The sequence below is a fragment of the Variovorax sp. 05T418 genome (genome assembly GCF_056396385.1).
Genome location: NZ_JBFTLJ010000001.1, coordinates 210,892 through 230,617, shown reverse-complemented (window position 1 = coordinate 230,617; position 19,726 = coordinate 210,892). Strand labels below are relative to the sequence as shown.

General features: G+C 65.4%; 20 protein-coding genes. 9 read left to right on the top strand and 11 right to left on the bottom strand.

Annotated features, from left to right (window positions below; translation table 11 throughout):
- Positions 1-35: 35 nt before the first annotated feature.
- The 4 genes from AC1DMS_RS01160 (at position 36) to AC1DMS_RS01145 (ending at position 5,966) form a co-directional block, all read left to right on the top strand.
- Positions 36-2,990, top strand: a complete 2,955-nt coding sequence (locus AC1DMS_RS01160; protein WP_015865658.1) for an FAD-dependent oxidoreductase — start codon at positions 36-38, stop codon at positions 2,988-2,990.
- Between the two features lie 9 nt (positions 2,991-2,999).
- On the top strand, positions 3,000-4,268 hold the full coding sequence (locus AC1DMS_RS01155; RefSeq protein ID WP_015865659.1) for a M20/M25/M40 family metallo-hydrolase: 1,269 nt from the start codon (positions 3,000-3,002) through the stop codon (positions 4,266-4,268).
- Positions 4,265-4,999, top strand: a complete 735-nt coding sequence (locus AC1DMS_RS01150) for an amino acid ABC transporter ATP-binding protein (RefSeq protein ID WP_015865660.1) — start codon at positions 4,265-4,267, stop codon at positions 4,997-4,999. The genes AC1DMS_RS01155 and AC1DMS_RS01150 overlap by 4 nt, the downstream gene beginning before the upstream one ends.
- 241 nt (positions 5,000-5,240) lie before the next feature.
- On the top strand, positions 5,241-5,966 hold the full coding sequence (locus AC1DMS_RS01145) for an HAD-IA family hydrolase (RefSeq protein WP_015865661.1): 726 nt from the start codon (positions 5,241-5,243) through the stop codon (positions 5,964-5,966).
- Here AC1DMS_RS01145 and AC1DMS_RS01140 read toward each other — a convergent pair.
- The 10 genes from AC1DMS_RS01140 to AC1DMS_RS01095 all read right to left on the bottom strand — a co-directional run bounded on the left by AC1DMS_RS01140 (position 5,939) and on the right by AC1DMS_RS01095 (position 14,529).
- Positions 5,939-6,694 carry a sulfite exporter TauE/SafE family protein gene (locus tag AC1DMS_RS01140; protein WP_015865662.1) on the bottom strand — a complete coding sequence of 252 codons (756 nt, stop codon included), beginning with the start codon at positions 6,692-6,694 and terminating at the stop codon, positions 5,939-5,941. The two genes, AC1DMS_RS01145 and AC1DMS_RS01140, sit on opposite strands and share 28 nt — an antisense overlap.
- 78 nt (positions 6,695-6,772) lie before the next feature.
- Positions 6,773-7,774 carry a tripartite tricarboxylate transporter substrate binding protein gene (locus AC1DMS_RS01135; RefSeq protein ID WP_015865663.1) on the bottom strand — a complete coding sequence of 334 codons (1,002 nt, stop codon included), beginning with the start codon at positions 7,772-7,774 and terminating at the stop codon, positions 6,773-6,775.
- Positions 7,775-7,900: 126 nt separating this feature from the next.
- Entirely contained in the window at positions 7,901-8,803 is a 903-nt protein-coding gene (locus tag AC1DMS_RS01130; protein WP_015865664.1) for a LysR family transcriptional regulator, read from the bottom strand.
- A gap of 50 nt (positions 8,804-8,853) precedes the next feature.
- Positions 8,854-9,687 carry an amidohydrolase family protein gene (locus AC1DMS_RS01125; protein ID WP_015865665.1) on the bottom strand — a complete coding sequence of 278 codons (834 nt, stop codon included), beginning with the start codon at positions 9,685-9,687 and terminating at the stop codon, positions 8,854-8,856.
- A gap of 66 nt (positions 9,688-9,753) precedes the next feature.
- Complete coding sequence (locus AC1DMS_RS01120) at positions 9,754-10,434, bottom strand: fumarate hydratase C-terminal domain-containing protein (RefSeq protein ID WP_015865666.1); 681 nt, start codon at positions 10,432-10,434, stop codon at positions 9,754-9,756.
- Positions 10,428-11,363, bottom strand: coding sequence for a fumarate hydratase (locus AC1DMS_RS01115; protein ID WP_015865667.1), 936 nt, complete (start codon positions 11,361-11,363; stop codon positions 10,428-10,430). The genes AC1DMS_RS01120 and AC1DMS_RS01115 overlap by 7 nt, the downstream gene beginning before the upstream one ends.
- 12 nt (positions 11,364-11,375) lie before the next feature.
- Entirely contained in the window at positions 11,376-13,115 is a 1,740-nt protein-coding gene (locus tag AC1DMS_RS01110) for an FAD-dependent oxidoreductase (RefSeq protein WP_015865668.1), read from the bottom strand.
- Position 13,116: 1 nt separating this feature from the next.
- Entirely contained in the window at positions 13,117-13,461 is a 345-nt protein-coding gene (locus tag AC1DMS_RS01105) for a succinate dehydrogenase (RefSeq protein WP_015865669.1), read from the bottom strand.
- Complete coding sequence (locus AC1DMS_RS01100) at positions 13,458-13,793, bottom strand: succinate dehydrogenase membrane anchor (RefSeq protein WP_015865670.1); 336 nt, start codon at positions 13,791-13,793, stop codon at positions 13,458-13,460. Before AC1DMS_RS01100 ends, AC1DMS_RS01105 begins: the two co-directional genes overlap by 4 nt.
- 1 nt (position 13,794) lies before the next feature.
- Complete coding sequence (locus AC1DMS_RS01095) at positions 13,795-14,529, bottom strand: 2Fe-2S iron-sulfur cluster-binding protein (RefSeq protein WP_015865671.1); 735 nt, start codon at positions 14,527-14,529, stop codon at positions 13,795-13,797.
- Between the two features lie 345 nt (positions 14,530-14,874).
- Between AC1DMS_RS01095 and AC1DMS_RS01090 the strand changes: the two genes are divergently transcribed.
- The 3 genes from AC1DMS_RS01090 (at position 14,875) to AC1DMS_RS01080 (ending at position 16,216) form a co-directional block, all read left to right on the top strand.
- Positions 14,875-15,147, top strand: coding sequence for a YlcI/YnfO family protein (locus AC1DMS_RS01090; protein WP_018905937.1), 273 nt, complete (start codon positions 14,875-14,877; stop codon positions 15,145-15,147).
- The gene (locus AC1DMS_RS01085; RefSeq protein ID WP_015865673.1) at positions 15,144-15,464 is read left to right on the top strand and encodes a type II toxin-antitoxin system RelE/ParE family toxin; all 321 of its coding nucleotides are present in this window, start codon (positions 15,144-15,146) and stop codon (positions 15,462-15,464) included. Before AC1DMS_RS01090 ends, AC1DMS_RS01085 begins: the two co-directional genes overlap by 4 nt.
- 119 nt (positions 15,465-15,583) lie before the next feature.
- Positions 15,584-16,216, top strand: coding sequence for a DUF4337 domain-containing protein (locus tag AC1DMS_RS01080; protein ID WP_015865674.1), 633 nt, complete (start codon positions 15,584-15,586; stop codon positions 16,214-16,216).
- Positions 16,217-16,288: 72 nt separating this feature from the next.
- On the opposite strand, the gene AC1DMS_RS01075 is transcribed toward AC1DMS_RS01080, so the two are convergent.
- Complete coding sequence (locus AC1DMS_RS01075; RefSeq protein ID WP_015865675.1) at positions 16,289-17,188, bottom strand: LysR family transcriptional regulator; 900 nt, start codon at positions 17,186-17,188, stop codon at positions 16,289-16,291.
- Positions 17,189-17,257: 69 nt separating this feature from the next.
- Here AC1DMS_RS01075 and AC1DMS_RS01070 point away from each other — a divergent pair, with 69 nt between their 5' ends.
- Both AC1DMS_RS01070 and AC1DMS_RS01065 read left to right on the top strand, forming a co-directional pair.
- The gene (locus AC1DMS_RS01070; RefSeq protein ID WP_478180621.1) at positions 17,258-18,709 is read left to right on the top strand and encodes an amidase; all 1,452 of its coding nucleotides are present in this window, start codon (positions 17,258-17,260) and stop codon (positions 18,707-18,709) included.
- A 43-nt stretch (positions 18,710-18,752) separates the two neighbouring features.
- A complete protein-coding gene (locus tag AC1DMS_RS01065; protein WP_015865677.1) occupies positions 18,753-19,718 on the top strand; it encodes a tripartite tricarboxylate transporter substrate-binding protein in 966 nt (321 codons plus the stop codon).
- Positions 19,719-19,726 lie beyond the last annotated feature (8 nt).

Here is a 19,726-nt window from a genome sequence, read left to right as displayed (position 1 = left end):
CAGTATATCCAAGCAGTTTTTCATCGCACCTGCTCATGAGCGCCCGACTGACCCACAGCTCCATTGCCGCCAGTGGCCGGACGATCCGCTTCTGGTACGACGGCCAGGCCATCGACGGCCTCGAGGGCGAGACCGTGGCAGCTGCACTGGCGGCCAGCCACATCCGCCAGATGCGGCACACGCGCGGTGGCGGGCGCCGGGGCCTTTATTGCGGCATGGGGGCGTGCTTCGACTGCCTGGTGACGATCGACGGCGTGGCCAGCCAGCGCGCCTGCCTGGCCAAAGTGGCGGAGGGCCAGCAGATCCGCTCGGCCATGCCGGCGGGCACGCCGGCCGACCCCCTGCAGCCGCTCACGCCAGCCGCCGATGCGGCGCCGGCCGCACAAAACATCGACGTGCTGGTGGTGGGCGCCGGGCCGGCCGGCCTGTCGGCGGCACTGGCCGCGCGGCAAGCCGGCGCCAGCGTGCTGGTGCTCGACGAGCGGCTGCAGTCCGGCGGCCAGTTCTACAAGCCGCTGGCCCCCTCGCACCACGCGCCCCGCCCCGTCGATCGCCAATTCGCGGAGGGCCTCGCGCTCGAGCGCGACGTGCGCGCGGCCGGCGTGGCCATCGCCCAGGGCGCGCAGGTCTGGGCCGCGTTCTCGGCGCATGAAGTCAGCGCGCTGATCGCCGGGCGCGCCACCCACATCCGGTGCCGGCAACTGGTGGTCGCACCAGGTGCCTACGAGCGACCCGTTCCCATTCCGGGATGGACGCTGCCCGGCGTGATGACCACCGGCGCCGCGCAGACGCTGGCGCGGGCCTACCGCGTCGCGCCGGGCCGGCGCGTGGTGATCGCGGGCAACGGTCCGCTCAACCTGCAACTTGCCGCGGAACTGCTGGCCGGCGGTGCGCACGTGGTCGCGGTGCTCGAATCGGCGGCCCGCCCCTCGGTGCGCGACTGGCGCCACCTGCTGACCACTGCCCGCACCGCCCCCGACCTGGTGCGCCAGGGCTGGGGCTACCTGCGGCAGCTGCGCGCACACAAGGTGCCTGTGCTGTGGCGCCACGCGGTGGCAGCGGCCGAAGGCGACGGCGAATTGCAGGCGGTGCATGTGGTTGAACTGGACGCACAGGGCCAGCGCACGGCAGCGCCGATGCGGCGCTTCGAGGCCGACACGCTGTGCCTGGGCTACGGCTTCATCCCTTCGACCGAACTCGCACGCATGCTGGGCTGCGAGCATCGCGTGGTCGACCGGCACCTCGGCTATCTCGCGACCGTGACAGCCGGCGACGGCGCCACCAGCCTGGAAGATGTCTTCGTGGTCGGCGACGGCGCGGACCTCGGCGGTTCGCGCGTCGCGCTGGCACGCGGCACGCTGGCCGGGCGCTCCGCGGCGCGCAAGCTCGGACTGCCGGCAAAGCCAACGGCCGTGCCCGACCGGACGGCGGCCCAGCTCCAGCGTGCCGAGTGCTTCCAGCAGGCCCTCTGGTCGCTGTACAAGGCGCCGCCCGTGGCACTGGCTGCCGTCAGCGACGACACGCTGCTGTGCCGCTGCGAAGAAATCAGCTTCGGCTCCGCGCGCGAACAGATCCGCGCGGGCCGCGACACGCTGGCAGCGCTCAAGCGCAACACGCGGCTGGGCATGGGCCGCTGCCAAGGGCGCTACTGCGCGGTCACGGCCGCCAAGCTGGTGAGCGAGATGACGGGGCGGCCGCTGGAGGTCGAGCAGTACTTCGCGCCGCGCCCGCCGGCCAAGCCCGTGCCGGCCGGCGCGCTGGGCTTCGAGAAGCCCGAATGGGGCGGCCACAAGCCGGCCATCACGCCGAATCTCGCGCGCCCGGTCGAACACGCGCCCTTCGAAACCCTGCGCACCGACGTGCTGGTCATCGGCGCCGGCGTGCTCGGCTCCTGTCTCGGCCACTATCTGTCGAAGGCGGGCCAGGACGTGACGGTGGTCGACCGCGACGATATCAACCTCCAGGCCTCGGGCGCCAATGCCGGCAGCCTGCACGTGCAGCTGCTGTCCTTCGATTTCGGCGCCAAGGCGCAGGAAGGCGGCGGTCCGGCCGCGGCCACGCTGCCGCTGGGCCCGGTGTCGGTGCGGCTGTGGCAGGAGATCGAGGCCGAGAGCGGCGAAGACCTGGAGATCAAGATCACTGGCGGACTGATGGTGGCCGACACCGAGGCCGGCCTGCGCTTCATCGAGGCCAAGGCCGCGCTGGAGCGCAGCCACGGCATCGAGGCGCAGGTGATCGACGCGGCCACGCTGCGCCGCCTGTCGCCCGCGCTGTCGCCGCAGCTGCTGGGGGCCGAACTCTGTCCCATGGAGGGCAAGATCAACCCGCTGCGCGCGACCTATGCCGTGGCTTCTCTCGCGCAGCAGCAGGGCGCGCGCTTCCTGCGAGGCTGCGACGTACGCCGGATCGAACGCCGTCCGGGCGACGGCGGCGGCTTCGTCGTCCACACCTCGCGCGGCGTCATCCACGCGGGCCGCCTGGTGAACGCCAGCGGCGCATGGTCCAGCACGGTGGGCGACATGCTCGGCGTGCAGATTCCCGTCAAGGGCGCACCGCTGCAGATGATCGTGACCGAGCCCGCGCCGCCTCTGGTCAACCACCTGGTGGCGCATGCCGACCGGCACCTGAGCCTCAAGCAGGCGGCCACCGGCGGGCTGATCATCGGCGGCGGCTGGACCGCGGCCTTCCATGAAGGCATGCGGCTGAACCGCGCCGAACGCGCCAGCATCGAGGGCGGGCTGTGGGTTGCGCGGCAGGTGCTGCCGGCCGTGTGCGGCCTGCACATGGTGCGCTGCTGGGCCGGCATGAACGTCAACATCGACGGCGCGCCGATCCTGGGCGACGTGCCCGGCGTGCCCGGCTTCTACAACGCCGTCACCTCCAACGGCTACACCCTGGCGCCCATCGCCGCGCGCCTGGTCGCCGACCTGATCGTGCGCGGGCGCACGGACATCGACATCACGCCTTTCCGGATCGACCGGTTTCTTTGACAGAGCTCCATGACTGACCACTCCCAAGCCCCAGCGCGCGACGTGCTGCGCCAATTCATCGACAGCCACTTCCAGGAACAGGTCGAGACCCTGGCGCAGCTGGTGCAATGCCCGTCCGACAACCCGCCCGGTGATTGCGCGCCGCATGCCGAAGTGGCGGCCCGCCTGCTCGAGGGCATGGACCTGGTGGTCGAACGCCATGCCGTGCCGCCTGCGTTCGCACAGCAGCACGGCATGCGCAGCGTGACCAACCTCATCGTGCGCGAGCGTTTCGGCGAGGGGCCGGTGATTGCCCTGAACGCGCACGGCGACGTGGTGCCGCCGGGCTCGGGCTGGACCGGCTCGCCCTACAGCGGCGAGGTGCGCGACGGATGGCTGTACGGGCGCGGCGCGGCGGTTTCCAAGTCGGACTTCACCACCTACGCCTTCGCGCTGCGTGCGCTGAAGCAGCTGCGCGCCAGCGGCACACCGCTGGCCGGCACGGTCGAGCTGCACCTGACCTACGATGAAGAGACCGGCGGCATGACCGGACCCGGCTGGATTCTTTCGCAAGGCCTGAGCCGCCCCGACTACGTGATCTCCGCCGCTTTCTCGCACCACGTTGTCGTGGCGCACAACGGCTGCCTGCACCTGGAAGTGATCCTGCGCGGCAAGTCGGCGCATGCGGCGCGGCCCGACACGGGCGCCGACGCCATCGAGGCTGCTGCGACCTTGCTGCCCGCGCTGTACCACTACCGCGACCAGTTGGCCGCACGGCCCTCGCAGACCCCCGGCATCACGCATCCGACGATGGTGGTCGGGCTGATCCAGGGCGGCATCAACACCAACGTCGTGGCCGACACGCTGAGCTTGCGCATCGACCGCCGCATCGTGCCGGAAGAGACGCCCGAAGCGGTCGAGGCGGAACTGCGGCAGGTCATCGAAGACGCCTGCGCCACGCTGCCGGGCATCGCCGTCGAGATCCGGCAGATCCTGCTGGCCCGCCCGTTCGCGCCCGCACCCGGTGCGGCTGAGTTTGCCGCCTTGATGTGCCGCGAGGCGAGCGCGGTCATGGGCAAGCCGGTGACACCCATCGGCGTGCCGCTCTACACCGACGCGCGCCTCTACAGCGAAGCCGGCATCCCGACCGTGATGTACGGCGCCGGCCCCGAGTCGCTGCTCGAAGCCAACGGCCACCGCGCCGACGAACGGGTTCCCCTCGACGAGCTGCGCAAGGCGACCCTCGTCGTTGCCCACACGCTGTTGCAGCTCATGGTCCTGCCAAAGGAAACCCGATGATCGACATCAACCAGGTGAGCAAGTGGTACGGCGCGTTCCAGGTGCTGACCGATTGCACGACGCGCATCCGCAAAGGCGAGGTTGTCGTGGTCTGCGGGCCATCGGGTTCGGGCAAGTCCACCTTGATCAAGTGCGTGAACGCGCTGGAGCCCTTCCAGCAGGGCAGCATCACGGTCGACGGGGCCTCGGTGGGCGATCCGAAGATCGACCTCAACCGGCTGCGCTCGCGCGTGGGCATGGTGTTCCAGCACTTCGAGCTGTTTCCTCATCTCTCGATCGAGCAGAACCTCTCGATCGCGCAGGTCAAGGTGCTCAAGCGCTCGTCGAGCGAGGCGCGCACCCGCTCCATGGCGCTGCTCGAGCGCGTCGGCATGAAGGCCCATTCGCACAAGTTTCCCTCGCAACTCTCGGGCGGCCAGCAACAGCGCGTGGCCATCGCACGCGCGCTGGCGATGGACCCGATCGCCATGCTGTTCGACGAGCCCACCTCTGCCCTCGACCCCGAGATGGTCAACGAGGTGCTCGACGTGATGGTTCAGCTGGCGTGCGAAGGCATGACCATGATGTGCGTGACCCATGAGATGGGCTTTGCGCGCAAGGTGGCCAGCCGCGTGATCTTCATGGACCGCGGCAGCATCGTCGAAGATTGCCCGAAGGAAGAGTTCTTTGGCAACCCGGCTGCGCGCTCCGACCGCGCGCAGCAGTTCCTCTCGAAGATCCTGCAGCACTGAGCAGCGTCCAGCACCCGGCGTCCACCCCGCTCCGCACACGCGGCATCGCGCGTACAAGGCCCACGCCAAAGAAGATGCCGTCTTCGGCAAGACTGCGACATCCTGTGCTGGATCACACGCCGAGTTCGGCCTGCCCAGGCCCGCCGAAGCTCCTATGCTCGTGACGTACAGACGCCCGGCAGCCCCCTCGCCTGTTGCCGCTGCGGCGATTTCCTGCCCCTCCCACTGGAGCTTCTCTCGTATGTCCCTGCAAGATTTCAAGGTCCTCACCTTCGACGTGGTCGGCACGCTGATCGATTTCGAGGGCGGCATGCTCGCCTACCTGCGCTCGGCGGTGCCCGGTGCGCGCGTGAGCGACGACGAATTCCTGGCCGCCTACCGCCAGGCCCGCGCCGACGGCCACGCCGGCTGGTACCCCGACGACCTGGAGCGCTGCTGGCACGCCATCGCCCCCGCGCTGGGCCTGCCCGACAGCGATGCGCTGGCCCGTGGCCTGCGCGATTCGGTGGCGCAATGGCCGGCTTTCCCGGACTCCGTGGAGGCGCTGCAGCGGCTGCGCAGGCGCTTCAAGCTGGTCACGATGACCAATGCACAGCAATGGGCGCTGGCCCACTTCGACAAGACGCTGGGCTCGCCCTTCGACATGCTGCTCAGCTGCAACGATGCGCTGTGCGAAAAGCCCGACGCCCGCTACTTCGCCTATGCGCGCGGCCGCTTCGAGGGCGCCTGGGGCTTCAGGCAGGCCGACAACCTGCACGTGGCGCAAAGCCAGTACCACGACATCGGCATCTCCAAAGAGTTGGGCATCGCCACCTGCTGGATCGAGCGCCGCCATGCGCAGAAGGGGTCCGGAGGCACCATCGAGTCGAAACGCACCGAGCCCGACTACCACTTCCGCACGCTGGCTGAACTGGCGGACGCGGTTGGCCGGCCGCACGATCAACCGCTTACGGCCAAACCGCGGTAGATGGCACCAGCGCCAGCGGCCGACAAGAGCAGCAGGACAAGGCGCTTCAAGCGCCCAGGCGACACCAGGGTCCTGGCCTTCGAACCCACGAAGAGTCCCAGCAAGGACATCGGGAGAAGGACGCAAGCCAATCCCAGGATGGAGTCCTTTCCATAAAGACCTGCCACACCAAACGCGGCGGCGCGGCTGATCCCACTCAGAAGGATCACGACGGCAATCGTCGCCCTGAAGCGGTCGACATCAGATAGCCGTCTGGCCAGATAGATCGTATAGATCGGGCCCCCGGTACCAAACAGCGCGCTGAACACGCCGCCAGCCATTCCCAACGGCAAGGACCATACCCTGGCGAGCTGCGGCCTTGCCGCTGAACCGCTGGCCAGCAGATTGCGAACGCTGACAACCAGCACGAAGACGCCGAGGCCCACCAGCGGCCATCTCGGCCCCACGTTGTGGAGCACCACCACCCCTATGGCGATTCCCAACAGCATGGGCGGCAACAGGTGCTTCAACTCCAGCGTGGAAACGCTGCCCCAGTTCTTGCCACCTACCATCGATGTCGCCACCAGATCGAAGAGAACCACCAGAGGCACTGCCACCTGAAGCGGGATGAACTGGACCAGCATGGGCACGGCCACCATTGCCGCACCGAATCCGGTCATTCCGAATACGGCGTATGCGACGAAGACGATGGGCGCAGCAACTGCAACGAGTTCAGGTGATAGTGGCATCGCTCGATAGATGTAGAAAAATGGAAAGTCTGGGCTGTGCGCTCTTGCCCATCTGACCAATCAGGAAGAGACAAGGCCTCAGTTGGCCGAAAGCTTTTTCTTCTCGACGAGGGCCTTCCACTTGCTCGCTTCACCCAGGATCTCCACCTTCAGTGGCTCGGGTGGAACGATGGCAGCCGACATCCCCTGTTCGGTCAGGTATCGTTTCATCCCCGGCTCGGCAACGGCCGCTTTCGCCTCAGTGAGCAAACGGTCGATGGCCGCCTTCGGCGTCCCGGCCGGCGCTGCGAGAGCGAACCAAGCCATGTACTCGAATCCGGGAACGCCGTCCTCGGCCGTGGTGGGAATGTTGGGAAGCAGCGGGGACCGCTCTTTCCCCGTCACCGAAAGTGCGCGGAGCCGTCCGCCCTTGAGAAGCGGAGACATCGCATTGATGTTGGCAACGGCCAGATGCACCGTGCCCGCCATCAGATCTCCATAGGCGGGCCCCTCGCCCTTGTAAGGCACATGCAGAAGCTCGAGTCCCGCGGCGTCTGCCAGCGACTCGCCTGCCATGTGCGTCTGGCTGCCAACCCCCGCTGAGGCGAAGCTGATCTTGGCGGGCCGCTCCTTGGCGTAGGCGATCAGTTCCTTCGTGCTTTTCACTGGCAGGTCGGAATTCACCGTCACTACCATCGGACCGCTGGCCACCTTGCTGATCAGGGAAAAGCTGTTCAAGGTGTAGCCAGGCTTGGCGTAGATAAACTGATTGACCGTGAACATACTCCCCGAAGCCAGCAGCAGTGTGTAGCCATCGGGCGACGACATTGCCACGACCTGGGCGCCCAGATTGCCGCCTGCACCAGGCCTGTTTTCAACGATCACACTTTGCTTGAGACTCTTGGTCAGTTCCACGGCCAGCGCGCGCCCGAGGAGATCGGTGGCACCGCCTGCGGCAAAAGGCACCACGATCCGAATCGGCTTGTCCGCCGGCCAGTCCGCGAGTGCTGTGCCGCAAAGCAGCGGACCGCCAAGCAGTGCGCACGCTGCAACCTGCAGGGCTCGACGACGGGTCGGCTTGGATCTGAACGAGAATTTCATCGTAGTCTCCTTAATGATTGACGTGATGGGTTGCAGCGGTTTGCCCAGGAGCGGGCGATAGATCGCCCTCAAGCCCATTGGCTCGATTCGGTGCATGAGGAGGGGAGTTGGTTTTTGAAGGCGGCCTTAGGCGGAGCCGACCTTTCGAACCAGTTCGTCAGGACCGGTGGTGACAGCCTGCAGCGCTTCCAGAAGCAACTGACACAAGTGCGACCTCGGGTTCTCCTTCGGGGCGAGCATTCCCAATCGACGAGTCACTGTCGGATTGCCGAAGGGAATCACTCGAACGGTGGATGGAAATTCATTCTTCACCCCGCGAGCCGGAACAACCGACGCGCCGAGGCCATTGGCGACCATGGCGATGACACCTTCAAGGTTGTCGATCTCCATGGTCGAGCGGACAGTGATCTGCCGGCGGACGATCTCCTCTTGAACGAGGTTGCCCACCCGGGCCGATCGATTGAAGCGGACATACGGCGTTCCTTCGAGTACTTCCTGATCGCTCGCCCCTTTTGCGGATTTGTGTGCGATGACCACGAGCGCCTCGTCGACGAATGGTAGAAAGTCGAGGCCGCTTCGTGGAAGCTCCGGCTCGGTGACCAGGGCCACATCCAACTGCCGGTGGTAGACAGCTCGCTCCAGGTCATGCGTCAGGCCGGTGGTGACGTGTACCTCAAGGCCATGGCCTTGTCGTTGCAGGTGACGCAGCGCCAGCGGCAATACGCCTGAGGCAACGGTGTGAACGCTTCCCAGTTTCAGCAACCCGACCGCCGTGCCCTTCTTGAGCGAAGCGCTCATGCTCTCCCAATGGGCAAGCAGATCGCGTGCGCGATGCACCAGGGCCAACCCCGCATCGGTCAGGACCGGCGGACGACGGCTGCGATCGAAGATCATGCTCTCGAGCTCTTCCTCGAGAGCACGCATCTGCATGCTTACCGCGGACAGTGAAAGGCCGATGCTATTGCCCGCCTCCACGAAGCTTCCTCGATCAGCGATCGCGACCAAGGTGTACAGCGTCTTGATGTCCATGCGGCAAATACCTTCTTCGAAGTTGACTCTGCAGGTCAGCCGTGGAACTTCTAGATTCCCAGCAGCCGGCGCGCGTTGCCCCCCATGACCTTGCGCAGATTTTCTTCCCTGATTGGCAGCCTCTCGAACCACTCCTTGTAGCCAAGGACCGGACAAAAGGGAAACGAGCTGGCGTACAGCATGCGCTCAGCCAGAAAGCCATCCGCCGCCTTGACATACTCTTCCCATCCTGGCATTCGCGAAAAATACATGTCGGGAGAGAGCCAAAGGTTGGAACGACGAAATCCCAGGTGCAGGATCTCGTTGACCCAAGGCCATCCGCCGTGGGCAACTACGACATCGAGCCTGGGGAAGTCCGCGAGGACACGGTCCGTCCGGATGGGATCGGAATAGCTGAGGTCCGGGCCTGCGGTGCCACCCACCATCATGATGACAGGAACGCCGATGTCCTCGCAGTGGCCGTAGATCGGATAGAGGCGGCGATCATCCGCGTACATCGGCACCGGGTACGATCCGGGCTCGATGTTGATCAGCTTGAATCCATCTTTCACCGCCTGGGTGATTGCCTCGCATGCTCGGCGCCGATCGGTGGGGTCAATGGATGCGGCGCCGATGAAGCGGCCAGGGTAATCAGTGACAATCCTCAGGACATCATCGTTCGATACGCTGCCGAGCACGCCGGCAAGGCGGCCTACGACCACGCCACGATCGATCCTCGCTTCGTCCATCTCCTTGAGCAGCGACGCCATCGACTTTCTCTGAGCCGCTTCTGATGGTTCAAAACCGACCGTTCGCGTGAACCCATCGCGGCGCTCGCCGGCCGAGTACATGAGCGTATTGAGGAAGCCGCTAATCGGCGGGCGCAGACGGAAATCGATGATCATGGCACTGACCTTTTGAATGGAAACGACTCGAACCCGGGCGGCATCGCAAGCCTGCAATGCCGGCGGCTACATCACCTCGTCCTTGCGGTTGTCGGTCTCCCCGTAGCGATGCAGCGCTGGAGGCTTGAGACCTGCATACAGAGCCTCGATGCCTGCATTGATGGTCTCGGCATGCTGCGCGAACAAGGAGTTGCCCTCCAGGTCGCTCTCGACGATGAAGGGACCGAAGTTCTCCACCTCGAACAACCACATGGCCTGGGCGATCCCCAGCTCGTCGAGCCAGTGCACCTCCCGGACACGCTTGATGCCGCGACCAAGCAGCGCACCGGTGCCGTAGCCGACGGTTGTCAGGTAGATGGCGCCACCCGGAGCGAGCACCTTCTTGTAGTCATCGGCAGGCATGCCTCCTTTTCCGATGAGGATGCTGCACCCTGTCTGTTCGAGCCAGCGAGGAATCCACTTCGAAAAGCGAAAGGATGCCGTGGCGGTCACAGCGCCGACCCTGTAGCCTCCCTTGCCGTCGGGTGCGGCGGCCGGCGAGCAGTGGAAGTTGACGTTGCTGATCGACTTCAGATCGACGGGCAGCGCCAATCCCTCGTCCAGCACCTTCTTGTAGACACCCTCGCGCGCGGTGTAGACCACGCCGTTCAGACAGACCGCGCAGCCCAACTCGAGCTTCGCAATGTCTTCCCGCTTCGCCGGAAGGTTCAGGTGGAAGACTTTGATGTCGTCGTTGCTGCTTACCATTCGACTGTCTCCCGACGCAGATAGGGGGTGAACCATTGGGGATCGGTTCGATACTCGATCTCGCCGTTGGCATGGATGCGCGCTGTGGCACGCCGTGACGAAAGACAGAAGGTGTGCAGGCTGATGGGCATGCCACCGGTGTGCGTATAACCGCACTCGATGTGGCAATCCACGACCATCCCGGACCCCACAAAGCCCATGGCGCCCATCCCGATCGAGTTTCCGAGCTTCATCAACTCGAGTTCGAGCTCGGCGACCTTCGGATCGGGATTCCGATCCCCGACCGTGCGAAGGCACGCAGCCTGTTTGCCCAGCTGCATGCAGGTGTCCTTGGACCCACCCAGGCCGATCCCGACGATCGCGGGCTGGCAGGCCAAGCCGCGCTTTCCGAAGGCAATCAGCGTGTCCAGGACAAAGCGCTTGATACCGTCGATTCCGTCCCCGGGGAACAGCATGCGGTAGTCGGTCCCGAAGAGGCCGCCTTTGTGGATGGTGGTGACGTCGATCCAGTCGGCCTCCGGCTCGAACGACCACTCGACTTCGGGGGCATTGATGCCGACGTTGTTGTTGTGATCTGTGCGCCACAAGGGATGCACGCGATTCGGCCGAAGCGGAATCGTGACCGTACCTTCTGCCGTCGCATGCCGGAGCGCTCGCTCCACGGCAACGAATCCCGACTCGACCGATGCGTTGTTGCCGACCTTCACGTAATACCGCGGCAGGCCGGTATCGGCGCACATGGGACGGCGATCCTGATCTGCGGCCTCCCAGTTGTCGACCATCGCGTGGATGACGAACCGGGGCAGTTTTCCGGTCTCCGTCTTCTGCAGTTCCTGAATTCCCTTCTTGTAGTCGGGAGGAATCTCGATCGCAGCGCGTCGCGTGATCTCCAAGGCGGCTTCTTCAACTTTCTGAATCGGGATCTTCATTTGGGTGTGCCCTCAGGTTTTGGGGGTGACTGCTTCGCCGGTGATGAGCGATTCACCGGGTCTCACGATGTCGAAGGAGACGGGAATCATTTCGAGCTGTACATGGTCGTCCCGGGCGCTCACGCGCGTGTAGCAGCTGGAGTGGAGATCGCCCGGGTCGGGGAAGTCTTCGCGAAAATGAGCGCCCCGGCTGTTCTCGCGTGCCAGCGCGGAGACGGTAATGATCTTTGAGATATCGACGAGGCTTTCCAGGTTCAGCCAGTCGTGCCAGGTCACGTTGTAGCGGCGATCGCCATCTGCGACGCCCATCGCCGACAGCGCGGCTCGATGAGAAGCCACCGCTTCGAGCCCATGGTCCATCGCCTCACGGTTGCGCAGCACACCAACGTCATCCCACATCGTCTGTGCCAGGGCGTCGCGCAACTCGTGGATACGACCCGCCGGCCTGGAGAACGGATACTCCGCGCGCTCGATCCCGCTGGCGACGATTCGCCTGTCGGGGTCGCGCCACTTGCCGTTCCTCTCGACGAAGGCGGCCATGGAGTCTCCCGCAATGCCGCCAAAGACGGTGGAGTTCGCGACACCGTTGCCGCCGAGGCGATTGGCCCCATGGACGCCTCCGCAGTCCTCGCCCGCAGCGAACAGTCCTGGCGATGCGGTCGAGCAGTCGACGTTGAACTCGACACCCCCCATCAGGTAGTGGGCTGTCGGAACCACTTCGACCTTGCCACCTGCCAGATCAAAGCCGCAGTCCTTGCAGCGATTGACCATTCCAGGAAAGGTCTTGGCGACCTTCTCCGGGCCGAGGTGGCTCATCTGGATGTAGACGCCACCCATCGGCCCCGTACGCCCCGCGCGCATCTCGGCGTAGATGCCTCGACTGACGACGTCGCGGGTCGCACGCTCGCCACGCTTGTCGTAGTGGGTCATGAACCGGTCGCCGTTCCCATTGAGCAGGTAACCACCGGCGCCGCGCAAGCCCTCCTCGAGAACGGTGCCCGTCATACGCGTATCCGGTCCGCCGAGGAGTCCGGTGGGATGGAACTGCACCATCTCCATATCCCGGAGCTTCAGGCCGTACCGAAGCGCCATGGCCAGACCATCGCAGGTCTTGTCGCCGGACGGTGTGTGATAGCGGTACATCGTCGGCCCGGCGCCCGTCGCAAGGAGCACCGCCTTTGCCTGCACCAGGCGATAGGTACCTGCACGCATGTCAATGAACAGGACACCGGCGATTCCGGATCCATCGGCCGCCGGAATGAGCTCGATCGCACGATGCTCCTCAAGCTCCTCGACGTCCATCGCGCGCACCTGCTCCATGAGGCGGTTGATGATCTCGATGCCCGTCAGGTCGGCCTTGTGGACCGTGCGATCGAAGCTCTGGCCCGCAAAGGCTTTCGAATGGAGCGACCCGTCGGGATTGCGGTCAAAGAAGCACCCGATCTCGTTCTCGAGTTCGCGCACGCGCTCGACGGCCCCTTCCACGAGGCGCCATGCGAGATCCTGACGCGGCAGCCACTTGCCGCCCTCAATGGTGTCCATGAAGTGCCGCTCAACCGAATCTCCAGCCGACAGTGCCACGTTGTAGCCGCCCTGGACCATGCGTGTGCATCCGCACTTTCCAAGCAAACCCTTGACCGTGACCGTGACGCGCAGGGAAGGATTCGCCTTCTTGGCATGCAGGGCAGCAAACAGGCCGGCACCACCGGTTCCCAGCACCAGGATATCGGTCTTGTAAGTCTCGAAGTTCATTTCAAATCACTCCCGCGATGAACGCAAAGCCAAATGCCATCGATGCCGCAAAACCCCAGCCAATCCAGGCCAGGCGAGCGTCGCGCGTGGAGCTCCAGGGAAGCAGCTCGAGTGCGAGCAGACGCAATCCAAGGAACATGTGCAGTGTCAGCAACAGGACGAGTCCCCACTCGCCGAACTTCATCGCAGGCATCTCCGACAGCTTCAGGAAGCGGTCGAGGCGTGCTTCGTCCAGGGCCATGCCGAGCACATAGAAGTGGACGGGCAGGAAGAGTGCAAGCGCCAGGCCCGAGAGGCGATGTCCTAGGAAGGCCCAGTACGCTTGATGGCTGCGAGCGGTCTTCATGGCATCAGTCCCCCCACCGCGGCGACGGCGCGAAGGCCCAGGTACAGCAATGCGGCGCCGAACACCAGGCTCACCAGGGACGCAGCGCTTCGTCCAAGGCGCAGCCATTCGATGAGAATGTTGCGCACGCCGATCGGAACGTGGACGGCCACGCTGATCACAAAGAGGCCGTAGAACGCGATCCACACCCAGTTGCCTTGCGTGCGAGAGAGGACTTCGCCAGCGGTCAGTCCGCCGCGGACCGCGTAGATGATGAGTCCCACATGCGTGAAGACAAATGGCGCCATGACCATTGCCGTGAGGCGCTGAAGAGCGAAGAGGCGAGCTTCCATTTCAGTCTCGCTTGAGGAAACTCAGGAGCGCACTTCGCTTCAGTCCCGCAATGCTGCCGGTCGGGCTCAGGCTGACCGGGCAATGCTTCATGCAACTGCCTTGCGTGTGGCACGAATTGCAGCCGCCACCGGACGTGGCCTTGTGCAAAACGTCCTTGGGATCCGCATGCCGTTCGTCGTTGTAGAGGGTCCAGGCACGATTGAGCGCGGCTGGTCCCAGGTAGTCCTTGTCCCAGGTGACGACGTCACAGGCGGCATAGCACACGCCGCAATTGATGCATTCGATCGCGGCATCTGCCAGCCTGCGCTTCTTGCTCTGGGGAGACACCCGTGCCGGCGGATCATTCCGTGTTGCCGTGCCAACAAAGGTACTGCCCGCCTTTTTCCACTTTTGAAAGAACTCGCGCATATCGACCACGAGGTCCTTGATGCGCGGCATGTTGCGAAGGGGCTCGATGACGATGACCCCCCCCTCTTCCACGCGGCTGACATGGGTTCGGCAGGTCCAGCGGGGCTTTCCGTTGACCGTCATCGCACAGGAGCCGCACACGCCAACGCGACACGCGAATCGATAGGAAAGGTCTGGCTCCTGGGTCCGTTGGACCTCCGTCACGACGTCCAGCACGGTCTGGTTTTCGCGCCAGGGGACCGAGTACGTCGACAAGGAGCCATCGCCGGTTCCTCGAGAGATTCGTACGGTGAGTTGTCTCTGCTTCGTGGGTTTGTCGGTATCCATTCTGCCTCGCATCCGCGACGAATCGCTATGGAGGAATTCTAGAAATCCTGTTTTTATGAATCAATATTATTTAAATTGATATTTATTGAATTTATTTCGTCCGGTCCGAGAAGTGATCTGCCCATGGAAGGTCTCCGCCCTGGTGCGGAACTTCAGTTTTTCTCGACGTCCGAGCCATGCCGTTGACGCCGTGATCGCAGCGGGCGGCACTTGGCGACCAATCAGGAAACCGCCTTGGTGCGATCACGCTGGCGGACCCTGCCCTCCCCATCGCGATTTGCTACCGAGCATCGCCTCCGGCGCGGGTATATACTTGATGCGTCGCAATTGCAACGCATCACGGCCGTGAAGACTTCCACCTTTCCCTCCCTTCGAGTCGAGGCCGAACTCCGCTTGGCCGCCGAGAGCGTGCTCCGCGAAGGCGAGACGCTCAGCGCGCTGATCGAAACAGCCGTACGCGAAGCCATCCAGCGCCGCCAGGTGCAGGCGGACTTTCTCGCGCGCGGTCTGCGCGCCAGCCAGGAGGCCCGGCGTACCGGCGTTTATCACTCCGCGACGGCCGTGCACGGCGAACTCCAGGCGCGACTCGACGCGCGGCGTAAACAGGTGTTGGGGTGAACGGTGAATTCCAGGTCAGATATACCGATGCAGCCCGTGAAGACCTGATCCGGCTTTTCGACTTCCTGCTCGTGCGTGCAAGAACGCGCGAGGATTTCGACGCGGCGCAGCGCACCATCGACACTCTCGCCACGGCGATCGAGAGCCACTTAAGCCGAACACCATTCATCTTCCGCAAAGCGAGTGACAGCCCGTTCTTGCGAGAACTCGTGATTCCCTGCGGCGGGGCCGGCTACGTCGCACTTTACGAGATTGAAGGTGCTGAGACCGTCAACATCCTGGCGCTTCGGCATCAGCGTGAAGACGACTACCACTGAGCAGTTGGGCATCACCACCTGGCAAGCACCGGCTCCCGCGCGCAGCGAATGAATGCTTTCGCCTGCTGGCAAGGCATACTCGCACGCGCTCCGAGAAACCATATTCCAGCAAGGATCCCATGTCAGGACACGGCTTTCACGTGCACGGCCCGCACGACCACGAACTTGAACACGCGGCATCCGGCAGCGGCCATGGCGACAGTCATGGCCATGCGGACGGCGGAGCAGCCTCGCCTTCCGGTGGCATGAGCATGACGAGCAAGATCGCGGTGTGCACCGCCGTGATCGCCACCGTCGGTGCGATCTTCTCGTACATGGGCGGGGCCACGCAAGCCAACGCCGGCCTCTACAAGAACAACGCCGCGATCAAGAAGACCGAGGCGTCGAACCAGTGGAATTACTTCCAGTCGAAAAGCACCAAGCAGGCGCTCGCCGAGTTCGCGCGCGACACCGCGGCCGACGACGCTCGCAGGCAGGATTGGCAGCTCAAGGTGGCGCGCTACGACCAGGAGAAGACCGACATCCAGGCCGCCGCGAAGAAGCTGGAAGCCGAGGCGAGCCAATGGGACGCCCAGTCGGAAGAGCAAATGCACCAGCACCATCGCTGGGCCCAGGCGACGACCGTGCTGCAGGTGTCGATCGCGCTGGCCGCCATTGCCTTGCTGACGAAGAAGAAATGGCTGGAGCGCGCGATGTTCGGCGTGGCGGCCGGGGGGCTTGTGGTGGGAGTGCTGGCTGCGTTTCACATCTAGCAGCCAGGCCGGCGCGAGCCGGAAGCGAGGCATGCAGCTGCCGCCCCGGCTTCCTCCCGGCACTCCGCTTCGCTACGCAGCTTGCCGCAGAGAGGCGCGCGCGCAGGCCAGGAAGGGTTCGATGAGCGGACTCTGCCAATCGCTGCGCCAGCAGGCAGCGATGTCCATCCTTGCATCGACGTTCCGCAAGGGGCGGAACACCACGCCCGGAGGCCGGCCGATCCGGGCGCAGGCGGGCAGGATGGCCACGCCCCTGCCTGCGAGGACGAGCGCCAACGCCGACACCATGGTCTCGACCCGCTGCGCGATCGGCATGCTGACATCGTGCCGCCGAAGCATCGAGGCAATGAGCGATTTGTCGACGTCGCCATCGGGCACGGGCAGCCCGATGAGGGGCATGCCTGACAGCCGCTCCATCGGAATGCTGGACATGCGGGCCAGCGGCGAATCCGCGCGCACGGCCAGCATCAGCGGCTGGGTTCCGATGCGTTCGGCCGCAATGCCCGCGTGGGCGATGGGCGGGATGCAGATCGCCACCGACACCTGCGAATCAGTGAGGGCCGAGACGTTGTTGGCAGCGTTCAGCTCCACGTACTGGATCTCCACGTCCGGCAGCTTCGCCCGAAGCGTGTTTTCCAGGCGAGGAAGCACCAGGTAGGACAGCACGACCATGGTGCCGACGGTGAGCCGGCCCCTGCTGCCCGAGCCGATCGCCCGTGCCGCATCGAAGCCTTCGTTGGCAAGCAGCAGCGCCTCCTTGGCACGCTGGAAGAGCGCATGGCCGGCATCGGTGATCTCCATGCCGCGCGCCGCCCTGCGGAACAGCGGCGTGCCCACCGCGGCCTCCAGGTTCTTGATGTGGACCGACAGCGGCGGCTGGGCCATGTTGAGCCGGCGTGCCGCCTTGCCCACGCTGCGTTCCTCGGCCACGGCCACGAAGTAGCGGAGCGTTCTGAAGTCCGGTGCTGCCATACGCTGGTCGTATGCCTTTTCAAGAAAACAGTATTGGACTCGATGTTGCCGCGCATCAATCATTTGCGCATGAAAAAGTTTCCGCGTCTTCCGAAGTCTGAAATCTGCGAGCTGTCCGCCGCGGCGCTGCGCACGCTGGTCGCGCAGCGAAAGCTCTCGCCGGTGGAGATCGCCCAGGAAGTCCTGCGCCGCGCCGACGCCGTCCAGCCGCAGCTGAACTGCTTCATCACGCTGTGCCACGAGCAGGCGATGGCGCAGGCCCGCGAGGCGGAAAGCGCCGTGATGAGGGGCGAGCCGCTGGGCCTGCTGCACGGCCTGCCCTTCACGGTGAAGGACATCGTCGACACCGCGAACGTCAGGACGACCTACGGTTCGCTGCTGCATCGCGACCACGTCCCCACGCAGGACGCCGTGGCCGTGGCGCGCATGCGCCAGGCCGGCGCCATCCTCATCGGCAAGACGACCACCTCCGAGTTCGGCGCCAAGTGCCTCACCGACGCGCCCCTGTTCGGAAGCACCCGCAACGCATGGGATGCGACGCGCACGAGCGGCGGCTCGAGCGGCGGGGCGGCCGCATCGATTGCGGCGGGCATCGCGCCGCTGGCCATTGCCACCGACGGCGGCGGCTCGACGCGCATTCCCGCCGCCTGCAACGGCGTGGTCGGCCTGAAGCAGAGCCTGGGCGTGGTGCCCCACAGCCAGGTGCAGGACGCCTTCGGCAACTACACCTACGTGACGCCCACCACGCGCAACGTGGCCGACACCGCGCTCATGCTGCAGGCCATGACTGGCGCCCATGGGTCCGACCCCTGGTCACTGGGTGTGCCGGCGCAGCCTTACTTCGACGCGCTGCAGCCCGGCGGCGATCTGCGCGGCAAGCGGATTCTTTACTGCGCAACACCCGCGGGGCGCCCGATCTCCGCCGACGTCGCCGCCGCCTTCGAAGCCGCGCTGGCCACCTTGCGTTCGATGGGCGCGCAGCTCGAAGAGATGCCCGGCGACGGCTATGACGTCGAGCCGGTGTGGCGGGTGATCAACCACACCAGCTGGCGCGGCCGCTTCGCGCCGCTGGCCGCGGCGCATGCCGACCAGCTGAGCCCGTCCCTGCTGCAGCAGCTCGCGCTCGCAGAGCACGTCGACGGGGTCACCTTCCAGCAGGCCATGTTTGCCAGGACCGCGCTCTTTCGCAAGGTTCAGGCCCAGCTGGAGAGCCACGACTTCATCTTCACGCCGACGCTCTCGCGCACGGCGCTGCCGATCGACCAGGACCTGTTCGGCAGCATCGAGATCGATGGCGAGGCGTATGCCGAAGTGCGAGCGAACTGGTTTCCGTGGACGATGCCCTTCAACCTCACGGGCCACCCCGCCATCAGCCTGCCGTGCGGTGCGGGCCGCGATGGCCTGCCCATCGGCATGCAGCTCGTCGGCCGGTTCCGCGAGGACCAGCAGCTGCTGCAGGCCGCGTCGTCCTTCGAAGCCGCGCACCGGCCGGCGAACGCGCTGCCGACCCTCGCTTTCTGAGTCCGCCCCTTTCGTTTCGTTCTCAACCCAGCAGGTACCCACCATGGCCTCTTTCCTCAAGACACTTCTTCTCGCTGCGTCGATCTCCCTGGTCGGCGCCGCCGCGCATGCCGATGCGCCCATCCGGCTGGTCATCGGCTTTCCGCCCGGTGGCGCGCTCGACAGCCTGGCGCGTTCGCTGGCCGAGGACTTGCGCACCACGCTCAAGGAACCCGTGCTGGTGGAGAACCGGCCCGGCGCCTCGACGCGCATTTCCATCGAGGCCGTCAAGGCCGCGCGGCCCGACGGCCGCACCATCCTGCTGGGCTCGACGCCGCCCTTCGTTCTCTTTCCGATGACCTATGCACGGCTGAACTACGACGTCGACAAGGACTTCATCCCGGTCGCGCACCTGGCGATCGTGCCCAGTGTCCTTTCCGCCGGCGCAGACCAGCCGTTCAAGACGGTTCCCGAATACGTCGCATGGATCAAGAAGAACCCCGCCGGCGCCAGCGTGGGGCTGACCAACCTCGGCGGCGGACTGCACTTCAGCGTGCTGCAGCTGTCCAAGGCCATCGGCGTGCCGCTCGCGCCGGTCACCTACAAGGGCGGCGCGCCGCTCGCGACCGACATCGTCGGCGGCCACGTACCGCTCGCCGCCGACGCACTCGCCAGCCAGCTCGAGCTCCATCGCGCGGGCAAGCTGCGGATCCTGGGCGTTGCGGGTACCCGCCGGCTGAGCTGGCTGCCCGACGTTCCGACGATCAAGGAGTCGGGCTACGACGCCTTCGACCGCGCCAACGCCGCCTATGCCGCCTTCGTGCCGGCAGGAACGCCGAAGGACGTGGCCACCAGGCTGGAGGCGGCGCTGCTCGCCGCCATGCGCAATCCGCAGGTGCGTGCGCAGGTCGATCGCATGGGCCTGGAGCCGACGGGGCTCCCTGGCGCGGAAGTGACGCGGATCATGAACGAGGACCGCGCGTACTGGCGCCCCATCGTGAAGGCCTCGGGGTTCAGGAGCGAAGACTGAATCGACCG